The sequence below is a fragment of the Sphingomonas sp. 22176 genome, assembly GCF_052045505.1.
Lineage (GTDB): Bacteria > Pseudomonadota > Alphaproteobacteria > Sphingomonadales > Sphingomonadaceae > Sphingomonas.
The window spans coordinates 19,407-30,599 of record NZ_JBQEPL010000006.1 but is presented as its reverse complement, the minus strand read 5'-3'; the positions used below and the strand labels follow the sequence as shown (position 1 = coordinate 30,599).

The 11,193-nt window shown below is 66.3% G+C and carries 12 protein-coding genes and 1 tRNA gene; 10 read left to right on the top strand and 3 right to left on the bottom strand.

Annotated elements, in window-relative coordinates; genetic code table 11:
* Positions 1-72 precede the first annotated feature (72 nt).
* From ACTJKY_RS17205 to ACTJKY_RS17170, 8 genes are all read left to right on the top strand, one after another.
* Positions 73-444: a plasmid mobilization protein gene (locus tag ACTJKY_RS17205; RefSeq protein WP_440847332.1), complete on the top strand. Its 372-nt coding sequence runs from the start codon at positions 73-75 to the stop codon at positions 442-444.
* The gene (locus tag ACTJKY_RS17200; protein ID WP_141986209.1) at positions 441-665 is read left to right on the top strand and encodes a hypothetical protein; all 225 of its coding nucleotides are present in this window, start codon (positions 441-443) and stop codon (positions 663-665) included. The genes ACTJKY_RS17205 and ACTJKY_RS17200 overlap by 4 nt, the downstream gene beginning before the upstream one ends.
* Before the next feature lie 42 nt (positions 666-707).
* Complete coding sequence (locus tag ACTJKY_RS17195; RefSeq protein WP_440847331.1) at positions 708-1,736, top strand: COX15/CtaA family protein; 1,029 nt, start codon at positions 708-710, stop codon at positions 1,734-1,736.
* On the top strand, positions 1,733-2,047 hold the full coding sequence (gene cutA / locus ACTJKY_RS17190; RefSeq protein ID WP_440847330.1) for a divalent-cation tolerance protein CutA: 315 nt from the start codon (positions 1,733-1,735) through the stop codon (positions 2,045-2,047). Before ACTJKY_RS17195 ends, cutA begins: the two co-directional genes overlap by 4 nt.
* 136 nt (positions 2,048-2,183) lie before the next feature.
* Complete coding sequence (gene rplM / locus ACTJKY_RS17185) at positions 2,184-2,663, top strand: 50S ribosomal protein L13 (RefSeq protein WP_084253420.1); 480 nt, start codon at positions 2,184-2,186, stop codon at positions 2,661-2,663.
* Positions 2,663-3,229: a 30S ribosomal protein S9 gene (gene rpsI / locus ACTJKY_RS17180; protein WP_440847329.1), complete on the top strand. Its 567-nt coding sequence runs from the start codon at positions 2,663-2,665 to the stop codon at positions 3,227-3,229. The genes rplM and rpsI overlap by 1 nt, the downstream gene beginning before the upstream one ends.
* Before the next feature lie 416 nt (positions 3,230-3,645).
* On the top strand, positions 3,646-5,334 hold the full coding sequence (locus ACTJKY_RS17175) for a DUF1800 domain-containing protein (protein WP_440847328.1): 1,689 nt from the start codon (positions 3,646-3,648) through the stop codon (positions 5,332-5,334).
* Between the two features lie 12 nt (positions 5,335-5,346).
* Positions 5,347-6,702, top strand: coding sequence for a DUF1501 domain-containing protein (locus tag ACTJKY_RS17170; RefSeq protein WP_440847326.1), 1,356 nt, complete (start codon positions 5,347-5,349; stop codon positions 6,700-6,702).
* Here ACTJKY_RS17170 and ACTJKY_RS17165 read toward each other — a convergent pair.
* Genes ACTJKY_RS17165 through ACTJKY_RS17155 form a run of 3 tightly spaced genes read right to left on the bottom strand, consistent with a single transcriptional unit; the run spans position 6,699 to position 9,098 of the window.
* Positions 6,699-7,445 (bottom strand): metallophosphoesterase family protein, encoded by a 747-nt coding sequence (locus tag ACTJKY_RS17165; RefSeq protein ID WP_440847325.1) that lies wholly within the window; start codon positions 7,443-7,445, stop codon positions 6,699-6,701. The genes ACTJKY_RS17170 and ACTJKY_RS17165 overlap by 4 nt on opposite strands.
* Complete coding sequence (locus ACTJKY_RS17160) at positions 7,442-8,284, bottom strand: diacylglycerol/lipid kinase family protein (RefSeq protein WP_440847323.1); 843 nt, start codon at positions 8,282-8,284, stop codon at positions 7,442-7,444. Before ACTJKY_RS17160 ends, ACTJKY_RS17165 begins: the two co-directional genes overlap by 4 nt.
* 40 nt (positions 8,285-8,324) lie before the next feature.
* Complete coding sequence (locus ACTJKY_RS17155) at positions 8,325-9,098, bottom strand: enoyl-CoA hydratase-related protein (RefSeq protein WP_440847322.1); 774 nt, start codon at positions 9,096-9,098, stop codon at positions 8,325-8,327.
* 284 nt (positions 9,099-9,382) lie between these two features.
* Between ACTJKY_RS17155 and ACTJKY_RS17150 the strand changes: the two genes are divergently transcribed.
* Together ACTJKY_RS17150 and ACTJKY_RS17145 are read left to right on the top strand one after the other, a co-directional pair.
* A tRNA-Gly gene (locus tag ACTJKY_RS17150) sits at positions 9,383-9,456 on the top strand.
* A gap of 197 nt (positions 9,457-9,653) precedes the next feature.
* Positions 9,654-10,886 carry a tyrosine-type recombinase/integrase gene (locus ACTJKY_RS17145; protein ID WP_440847321.1) on the top strand — a complete coding sequence of 411 codons (1,233 nt, stop codon included), beginning with the start codon at positions 9,654-9,656 and terminating at the stop codon, positions 10,884-10,886.
* Positions 10,887-11,193: the final 307 nt, after the last annotated feature.

The following is an 11,193-nucleotide window of genomic DNA, read 5'->3' as shown; positions in this document are numbered from 1 at the left end:
TCCCCCGCCAGGGGGAGGATGCAGCCGCACCAACGCTTGAATCTCCAACACGCACATGCCATGTACATGCACATGGCAACGCAGCTTTCCCAGACTCGCTCCAGCCGTGTCGTCGTGCTGGTATCGCCGGAGGAGAAACGGCGTATTTCCGCCAATGCGGAAGCGGCCGACATGACGGTCAGCGATTTCATGCGCACCGCCGCCGAACGCTATACCGAGCCCACCGATGCCGAAATGGCCCTGATGCGCGACCTGCTCGCCCAGCTCGAACAGGCCAATGCCCGTACGGACGAGGCATTCGCGCAGCTCGAAACCGCGCGCACCGCCGCCGCGCAGTTCGACGAAGACGCCTATCGTACCCAGGTCCGCGAGCAGTTGCTGGCCGATTCGTCGATCGATTGGGACGCACTCTCCACCGCCCTGTCCGGCTGGGCGCGCCAGTGAGCTTCTGGACCGATGCGTTGCGCGCCCTCCAGCAGGTCGCGCTGCTCCAGCACAAGGTCGATCAGGCGCTGACCACCGCCGAGGAAGCGCGCCGCCATTCGATCGAGACGCGCGAGCGGGTGATCCGCCTGGAGACGCTGATCGACATCGCGATGAAGCGCCAGAGCGCGCCACCGCCGGCACCGCCTGCACTTCCCGAAAGTCCACAAGCCGGCAGCTAGCACCCGCTTCCCCGAGCGCGTACATCGCGGTACGTGCTGAAAATGACCATTCTCCCCCTCACCGCCCGCCCCCGCGCGCTCGCGCACTGGCTGTTCGTCGTCGCCGCGATGATCGTCGCGATGGTCGTGGTCGGGGGCATCACCCGCCTGACCGAATCCGGCCTGTCGATCACCGAATGGAAGCCGATCTCGGGGATCATCCCGCCGCTCAACGACGCGCAGTGGCAGGCCGAGTTCGACCATTACAAGCAGATCGGCCAGTATGAGCAGCTCAACCAGGGCATGACGCTCGCCGGATTCAAGAGCATCTTCTTCTGGGAATATATCCACCGCCTGCTCGGCCGGCTGATCGGCATGGTGTTCGCGCTGCCGCTGCTGTGGTTCTGGGTCCGCAAGCAGATCCCGCAGGGCTATGGCTGGCGGCTGGTTGCGCTGCTCGCGCTGGGCGGGCTGCAGGGCGCGTTCGGCTGGTGGATGGTCAAATCCGGACTCAACCACACCCGCACCTCGGTGAGCCATTTCTGGCTGGCGACGCACCTGATGACGGCGCTGTTCACGCTGGGCGGCATCGTCTGGACGATGCTCGACCTGCGCGCACTCGCCGCCAACCATGCTGAGCGCCCTGCCCGGCTGACCGGCCTCGGCGCGGGCGTGCTGGTGCTGCTGGCGATCCAGCTCTTCTACGGCGCGCTGGTGGCGGGGCTCGATGCCGGACTGGTCACCGACCAGTGGCCGTTGATGAACGACCGCTTCTTCCCCGGCGTCAGCCAGGTCGGCGAGAGCCCGCTCCATGCCGCACTCTACGATCCGGCGATCGTCCACTTCATCCATCGCTGGTGGGCGTGGGTCGTCGTCGCCGGGCTGGTCGTGCTCGCCCGCAAGGCCAAGGCATCCGGCGATCGTCGCGCCTCGATCGCGATCCATTCGGCCTTCGGCACCCAGATCCTCCTCGGCATCGCGACGGTGATGACCGGCGTGAACCTTCACCTCGCCGCGACCCACCAGCTGGTCGGCGCGCTGCTGGTCTGTGCCACCGTCTGGGGCGTCCACGCCGTCGGCCGCTCGCGGTGAGCGACACCGCGCTGCTCTACGTCACCTTCGCCAGCCGCGCCGATGCCGAGCGGGTGGCGGAGACGGTGCTCGCGGAGCGGCTCGCAGCCTGCGTCAACCTCCTCGCACCCTGCACCTCGATCTATCGCTGGCAGGGCGGCATCGAGCGCGGCGAGGAAATCCCGGCGCTGTTCAAGACCCGCCCCGCCCTGGCACTGCGCCTGCGCGAGCGGATTGCCGCGCTCCATGGCTACGACCTGCCGGTGATCGAACAATGGCCCGTCGAAGCCGGCGCCGCCGTGGCGCGCTGGATGGCCGAAGAGACCCGCTGAACCGGCAGGTATCATTTTACCCGTCAGCAAACCCACGCATTTCTTGACTTTCAGGCCCCCTATCGGCATTGGGGCGTGGATCGCGCTGCCGGCAACGGTGGCGCGAATGCATTTCCTACGCGAAAGGTCACAGGCCATGAAGGCGCTGATGAAGACCACCAAGTCGGCGAAGCCGGCCGAGGTGGAGAAGAAGTGGCACATCGTCGATGCCGAAGGGCTCGTCGTCGGTCGCGCCGCGGTGGTGATCGCTAACGTCCTGCGCGGCAAGCACAAGACCAGCTTCACCCCGCACGTCGACTGCGGTGACAATGTCATCGTCATCAACGCGGACAAGATCCGTTTCACCGGCAAGAAGCTCGGCCAGAAGGTGTACTACAAGCACACCGGCTATGCAGGCGGCATCAAGGGCGTCACCGCCGCCAAGGTTCTCGAAGGCCGCTTCCCGGAGCGCGTTCTGGAGAAGGCCGTGGAGCGCATGATCCCGCGCGGCCCGCTCGGTCGCCAGCAGATGCGCAACCTGCGCATCTTCGCCGGTTCGGAGCATCCGCATGAAGCCCAGAACCCCGAGGTTCTCGACATCGCCGGCATGAGCCGCAAGAACAAGGTGGGTGCATAATGTCTGACAACCGCCAGTCGCTTTCCGACCTGGGTGCAGCGCTCGGCCAGCCGGCCGCCGCGCCGACCGAAGGCCAGGCCGCCGCTCCGGCTGCCGCCGCTGCAGAGGCCTATCTGGCCGGCGAAATCGCCGAGCCGGCCGCCCCGACCATGCCGCTGCGCGCGCAGGAGCTGGACCAGTATGGCCGCGCCTATGCCACCGGCCGTCGTAAGGACGCCGTTGCACGTGTCTGGCTGAAGCCCGGCACCGGCAAGATCACGATCAACGGTCGTGACCAGGAAGTCTATTTCGCGCGTCCGACGCTGCGTCTCGTCATCAACCAGGTGTTCGGTGTCGCCGAGCGTGAAGGTCAGTATGACGTGATCTGCACCGTCAAGGGCGGCGGTCTCTCGGGCCAGGCCGGTGCCGTCAAGCACGGCATCTCGCAGGCGCTGACCAAGTATGAGCCGGTGCTGCGCGCCGCTGTGAAGAAGGCCGGCTTCCTGACCCGCGACAGCCGCGCCGTCGAGCGTAAGAAGTACGGCAAGGCGAAGGCCCGTCGTAGCTTCCAGTTCTCGAAGCGCTAAGCGTCTCGGCTTCGGCCAAGGAAAATGGGGCGGTCCGGCAACGGGCCGCCCTTTTTCGTTTCTGCCACCGCGAGGCCCAACGGCAGCGGGATCAGGGGCGCCCCTACCCGAAATGGTGCGCCGCACCCATACCACGTACACACGTTGCGCGGAATCCCCGGCCCGGCTTGGACGCCATGCCGCACGACTACGTCGTGAGACGTCCTTTGGATGCACTTGTTCCCGCAAAATCACCGCGACCGCGCAACGGCCGGCCGCACAGATTTTCGATACGATATCGTATCAATGCTTGAAAAACTGACTTTGTTCACATTGCCGCAGATATCCCACTCTGGGACAGGTCTTCCTAAAAAAGTTCTCCGGACGTAAGGCTTGGTTGCAACGCGGCAAAATCCTGCGGGCGGGGAATTTCAAACATGCGACGGATATGGACGGCGGCTGCGCTAGGCGCGGCGGGCCTGCTGTCGGCTTGCGACGGCAGTAGCGACAACCTCAACCTGGCAGACACCCGGATGACCAGCGGACTGGTCGATCTGTCCGCCGCCAATGCCGGCCTGTCGCCGGCCCAATCGAAGGTGACCGACGGCATTCGCCTGGCGCGACAGACGACCTTCGGGCCGACGCCGCAGGTGCTGGAGCAGATCTCCAAGCTCGGTACGGAAGGCTGGCTCAACCAGCAGTTCGCCGCGCAAGGCAGCACCTATGCCGATCTCGCGGTGGCGCGGCGGATCGATTTCTGCAAGGACGTTGCCTGCAATCGCCGCTATTTCAGCCGTGCGCCGGTGGCGATGCGCTTCTATGCGAACGCCGTCACCGCGCCGGACCAGCTTCGCCAGCGGGTAGCCTTCGCGCTGTCGCAGATGATCGTCGCCTCCGAACAGGAAGTGCGCTCCGCCGCCGGGATCGCCTCCTTCAACCAGCTGTTTCTCGACAATGCCTTCGGCAATTACCGTACCCTGCTCAAGGCGGTGACGCTCAGCCCCTATATGGGCCGCTATCTGAACATGGCGGGGAGCAGCAAGGCAGCCCCTTCCGAGAATTACGCGCGCGAGCTGCTCCAGCTTTTCTCGATGGGCCCGAACATGCTCAACCAGAATGGCACGCCGCGCCGCGATGCGACCGGTGGGACCGTGCCCAATTACGGCCCCGACGACATCCGCGGCGTCGCCCGCGCGCTCACCGGCTGGGATCGCGCGCGGATCGGCAATGCCGCGATCACCAACCAGCTGGCCGGGGACGATGTGAAGCCGATGATCCCGGTGCCCGACCGCTACGATAACGGGGAGAAGCAGTTCCTCGGCACCCGCGTGCCGGCCGGCGCAAGCCAGCAGGCAAGCGTCGACGCGGTGGTCGATGCCGCGTTCAACCACCCCTCCACCGCCCCCTTCGTATCGCGCCACCTGATCGTCCATCTGGTCACCGCCAATCCGAGCCCCGGCTATATCGGCCGGGTAGCGGCGGTGTTCGCCGACAATGGTCAGGGCGTCCGCGGCGACCTGAAGGCGGTGGTCCATGCGATCCTCACCGACCCCGAAGCCCGTGCCGCCCCCCGCGAGGATCGCGGCAAGCTGAAGGAGCCGGTACTGGCCATGGTGTCGCTGGCCCGCGCTGCCGGCATGACGACCGACGGCTATGCCTTCGTGATGCGCGATACCGGGCTGGGCCAGCCGGTGATGCACGCGCCGTCGGTGTTCAACTTCTACCCGATCGACTATCCGCTGCAGGGCAGCGCCACCTTGTTCAACCCGGCGTCGAAGCTGTTCAACAGCAGCACGGTGCTGCGGCTGCACAACCTGATGTACGAATGGACCGTGCGCACCGAGGTTTCGACCGCGGAGTTCAAGGCGCCCACCGGCTATGGCACCGCCTCCGGCACCAAATTCGCCTGGGCTACCTGGCAGACGTTCGGCGACAATATCGATGCCATGATCGCCGCGGTTGACGTGTTATTGCTAGGCAATAGCATTACGCCTGCGCAGCGCGTGGCGCTCCGCACCGCGGCGCTGGCGATTAATGATAAGAATTCGCGAGTACGAACCCGCAAGCGTGCGCAGATGCTGCTCTATATCGCCGCCAACAGCCCGCAATTCCTGGTCGACCGGTAAGGAACCGATCCGATGACGCTTTCTCGACGCGATTTCGTGCGCCTCACCGCCGGCACGGGTGCCCTTGCCGCGATCGGCCAGCTCGGCCGTACCGCCGCGGTCGCCGCTCCCAGCGGCAGCTACCGAGCGATGGTGGGCATCTTCCTCTACGGCGGCAATGACGGCTGGAACATGGTGGTGCCCACCGACGATCGGCACGCCGCCTATCAAGCCGCCCGCGGGGCGGTGGCCCTGCCGCGCAATACGCTGACGCCGCTGACCAACGCCAGCTACGCGCTGCACCCGGCGATGGCAGCGCTCCGCCCGATCTGGGACGAGGGCTCCCTCTCGCTCGTGCTCAACACCGGCACGCTGTTCGCACCGCTGACCAAGGCGACCTATTTGTCGCGGCCCGATCTGCGGCCGAGCAACCTGATGAGCCATTCAGACGAGCAGGCGCACTGGCAGGGTTTGCGCGCCCGCGATGCCGCGACCGACGGTTTCCTCGGGCGGATTGCCGATCGCATGCCGGGCGGCCGCCTGCCGCCGCTGATCTCGCTCAGCGGATCGACGCTGGCCCTGATCGGCAAGTCGGCGGTGCCGCTGGTCTTGCCCCCCTCGGGCCTGCCGCCCCGCGCAGGCTATAGCGCACGCGATACGGCGAAGAACCTCGCCACCTCCATGCTGGCCACGAGCGATGGCGGCCCGATCATGGCGGATGTGGAGTCGACCCTGCGCGACACGTTCGCCGAGGCCGATCTTGCCAACAGCCTGTTGGCGGGCGCGAGCAGCGTCGCGCGCTATTTCGTCGATTCGAACGGCCAGCCGCTGACCACCGACATCGCCGCGCAGCTGCTCGGCACCGCAAAGATGATCGAGGCGCGCGGCACGCTGGGGCACAGCCGGCAGAGCTTCCTGCTGAGCATGGCGACCTTCGACAACCACGCCAATCAGTTCCAGGGAAGCCCGGTTGCGGGCGACCATGCGGATCAGCTGCGCGCCCTCGCCGATGCGATGGCCGCGTTCCACCGCGCGATGAAGGCGCTGGGCGTCGGCGCCAACGTCACCACCTTCACAATGAGCGATTTCGGCCGCACCTATGCCAGCAATGCGCAGAACGGCACCGATCACGCCTGGGGGAACAACCATCTGGTGATGGGCGGCGACGTCGCGAAGGGCGGCATCTTCGGCACCTATCCCGATCCGGTGCTGGGCGGGGCCGACGACATCACCAACGAAGGCCGCTTCATCCCCGGCATCGCGCAGGAAGAATATCTCGGCGCGATCGCCCGCTGGCACGGCGTGAGCGATGCCGACCTGCCCTATGTCTTCCCCAACTGGCAGACCTGGTCGACCGGCGGGCGCGGCCCGCTGTCGCTGTTCCGCTAGAGCGCGACGCTCGGCTCGCCGAGGAAGCGGGCGCGGGTGGAGAAGCTGGTGCCGTCGACGGTGATCTCGTTGAACGAGGGCGGCTGGTCGCGGGTGCGCTCGGAAAGCGTACCCGCCCCGATCAGCCGCACCGCGCGGTCGCCGACGCAGTGCTCGATATCGAACGGGTCGTGGACATGGCCGCTCAACACCGCGTTCGCGCCCGCCTGCACCAGTGCCTCCAGCGCCCGCCGCCCACCCCGAGTACGCGACGTGGCGCGGGTGCCCGCCTCGATCAGCGGATGGTGCGCGGCGACGAACACCAGCCCGCCCGCCGGCACCGCTTCGGCCAGCGCCAGCGACTTCTGCAGCGCGTGGTGACTGACATGGCCCTTCGACCAGTTGGTGCGGAACTGGAAGCGCGCCGTGGTCTTGAGCGGCACGATCGAGACGCCGCGTATATCGAGCGGGCGCTCGATCATCCGCTCCAGCGCGCGGTAGCGCCGATACGGCATCGCCAGCCGCGCGAAGGGATTGAAATAGGGCAGGTCGTGATTGCCCACCTCCACCGTGATCGGCACCCCCAGCCTTTCCAGCCATTCGGCGGCGGCAGCGAACTCCTTGGCGCGGGCGCGCATGGTCAGATCGCCGGTCATGATCACGGCCGCGGGCTTCTCGTCGCGCACCTTGGCGTTGAACCAGTCGACCGCCTCGCGATTCTCGCGGCCGAAATGCACGTCGCTGACATGGAAGAAACGGGTCATGCGGGCTTCACCTCCGCGCGTGTCGCGATGAACGTCTCCAGGCTGCGCCCGGCACGGATGATGGTGGCGGGATCGAGCGTTTCCGGCTCGCCGTCGAATAGTGCCAGCACCGGCTTGCGTTCGGCCAGCTTGAGCTGCTCGGTGCGGCTTTCGGTCACCGCGCGCGCCGCCACCCAGTCGCCGGTCACCCACTCCCAGCCGAGCTGCGCGATCGCGCCCCAGTCACGCGCATCGACCGCGGCAACCTCCAGCCCGTCGAGCGTAGGGGTGACGAACACCGCCTGATAGCTGTCGCCGAGCGCGCGCGCACCGTGCACCCGCACGCCGCGGCGGTGGAAGGTGCTCCGCCACGCGCCGCGCACCGCCGCCAGCAGCCGGCCGAATCGCCCCTTGCGCACCACTTCCCGGGCACGAAACCAGCTCGCCGCCGGGCCGAGGATCAGGCCGACGAACGCGCGGTGCTCGCCCGCGACGATGTATGGCAGCGCGACGCGCCGATCGCAGCCATGCGCGGCGTGGAGGATCTTGTGCGGATCGGTCTCGTCATGCAGCGCCTTGGCGAGCAGGTTCATCGTCCCGCCCGGCAGGATCAGGAAGGCGCCGTCCCATTCGGCCAGTGCGCGCAGGGCGGCGTTGATCGTCCCGTCGCCGGCGAATAGCACCACCGTATCCACACCCGCCGCATCGAGCGCCGCGCCTTCCGGCAGCGCGTCCCGCGGGAAATTGGTGCGGCCGGCGAGCGTCAGCCCGCGTTCCTCGAACACCGCTTCCATCGCATCGCATTTCGCCTGCGAAGTGGTGCCGGAATTGGGATTGGTGATGAACCAGAGCGTCTGCATGGCCCTCGTAACGCCCGAGAACCGATTTCGTGGCGCTGGCTCAGCGGCCGGTGAAATGCGGCTCCCGCTTTTCGAGGAAGGCGGCGATCGCCTCGCGGCAATCCTCGGTCTTGGCGGCAATGCTCTGGTGATCGGCCTCGATCTCCATCGTCTCGGCGAGCGTGCCGGAAAGCGCCGCGCTCACCTGCTTGCGGATCAACCCCAGCGCGACGGTGGGCATGCCCGCGAGCTTGGTCGCCAGTCCGAGCGATATCTGCATCAGCCCGCCATCCTCCACCACGCGGGTGACGAGGCCATTGGCCAGCGCCTCCTCGGCCAGCATCCGCTCGCCGAGCAGCGCCATCTCGAGCAGCCGCGCCCGGCCCGCCGCCTTGCCGATCAGCCAGGTCGCCCCGGCGTCGGGCACCAGCCCGATATTGGCGAAGGCGAGCAGCAGATAGGCGGACTGCGCCATCACCACGATGTCCGCGGCGAGCGCGATCGAGGCCCCTGCCCCCGCCGCCGCGCCGTTGACCGCGGCGACGATCGGGATCGGCAGCTCCGCCATGGTCGCGATCACCGGATTATAGTGCCGCCGCAGCGCCTCGCCCGAATCGCGCATGCCGACGCTGGCGGTGAGGTCCGCTCCCGCACAGAAGGCCCGCCCCTCACCGGTGAGCAGCACCGCCCGCGCGCCGTCTTCGCCCGCGCGCCGTAGCGTCGCCGCGAGCAGATCGAGCATGTCGGGCGTGAGCGCATTGAGCCGATCGGGGCGGTTCAGATGCACCACCGCGACATCGCCTTCCATCGCAAGCAGCACCGGCGCGTCGGACATCCTCACTTCTCCTTCTGGTTGGAAGAAGGGATGCCCGCGCGCGCGGCCCTGCGCAACTCAAAGCTCCTTGCGGACCGCCGCATCTTGGTCGATCCACACGCCGAAGCGTGCGGTCTCCTACCGGTTCGGCCGAAACCAGGGCACCGCACATTGCGCACCAAGAGCCGCCCACGCACCGGGCGGCAGTTGCATCAACACCCTCAACTATCCCATTGCCTCTGCGACGCGGCGACGCTATTCCGCCGACCAGCGTCGCTGCAAAGTCGCAAACTTGCGGTGAGTACGCGGGTGTAGCTCAATGGTAGAGCAGAAGCTTCCCAAGCTTACGACGAGGGTTCGATTCCCTTCACCCGCTCCAATTTCCGATCTCACTAGATCCCATACCGCTTTGTAAACCACGGAAATCTGCGGTATTTTTCGGGCTGTCCGGTTCGTGATCGCTCGTCTCATCTCATCAAATCGCAACTGGAGATGGGGCCTTCTCAAAAATCGCGGGCCCCACTTTTTTGCACGAGGCCCCAAGGTGGTGGGGCCTCGGGATGAGAGGTCCGAACCATGCCGTTGAGTGATATGGCGATCCGCAAGGCCAAAACCCGCGAAAAGGCCTACAAGCTTTATGACGAGTTGGGCCTCTACGTCATCGTGTCGCCGTCTGGCTCCCGCCTGTGGCGGATGAAGTTCAAACACCGTGGCGTCGAGAAGAAGCTCAGCTTCGGCTCCTACCCGGAGGTCAGCCTGCGCGACGCGCGTAAACTGCGCGATGACGCGCGCGAGGTCCTTGCCGAGGGGAAGGACCCCGTTCTGGAGAAGCAGCTCGAGAGAATTCGGGCCGAAGCACTGGCGGAAAACACCTTTACCCGAGTCGCCCAGGAATATTGCTCGAAGCGGCGGCGCGACGGCGACCGGGCCTGGGCGCCCTCGACCGCTGCACGGTGCGAATATCTCCTCAGCCTGCTCGACACCTCCATCGGCACAATGCCGATTCATGAGATAGAGCCCATCGATGCGCTGACCGCGATTCGAAAGATCGAGAAGCGTGGCAAGCTGGAAAGCGCGCGGCGTACCCTGCAGTTGGCCGGCGCCGTATTTCGCTATGCCGTCGCCACCGCGCGATTGAAGTCAGACCCGACGAGGGACCTGCGCGGCGCGCTGCTGACACCAACCGTCAAGCACTACGGCGCGGTCACCGAGGCGAAGGACGTTGGCGACCTGCTTCGTGCAATCGACGCATATGAGGGCCAGGGCATGACCAAATGGGCGCTGCAACTGGCGCCGCATGTGTTCGTGCGCCCCGGCGAACTACGTCACGCACGATGGGACGAGATCGACTTCGATGCCGCAGTGTGGACCATCCCGGCCGAGAAGATGAAGATGCGCAAGCCGCATCACGTCCCGCTCTCGACCCAGTCGATCGCCATCCTGCTGGAGATCCGGTCGATCACCGGGTCAAACGGCTATGTATTCCCGTCCATGCGGTCGCGCACGCGGCCGATGTCGGACAACACCCTCAATGCGGCGCTCCGCCGCCTCGGCTACGCCAGCAGCGAAATGACGGCACACGGCTTCAGGGCGATGGCCAGCACCCTGCTGAACGAGTCCGGCAAGTGGTCCTACGACGCGATCGAACGCGCGCTGGCGCATGGCGATACCGACAAGGTGCGTGCGGCCTATCATCGCGGTACCCACTGGAAGGAGCGCGTGGCTATGGCACAGTGGTGGTCGAACCTGCTGGACAGCTTACGATGCGGAGCAACTATCCTCCCTTTTCCGGAAGCTTTGGCCTCTTAGACGCTCGCTTACAGGATTCACATCGGCCGCTGTAGCCCTCAAAAAAGCGTGGGTTCTAACGCGGTAGGAAATCCGTGGCCCCTTCGTGGCCCACCAAAAAAGTCTGGTCCGAAGCTGGGGCACTAGCCCGTGCCTATCGACAGGGCAGCCCTGCGTATTCGCGCGCAGCTCATCCCCGCGCGAACGTCCATGGCCAATCAGTTGCGTGGGCTCCTGAAGCTGTTCGGCCTGGGCGCGCAGCTATCGAAGCCGCTAAGTGAGACGGGGTACGAGAGGCACATTTGTTCGATCCTTGCGTCTGGCCCAT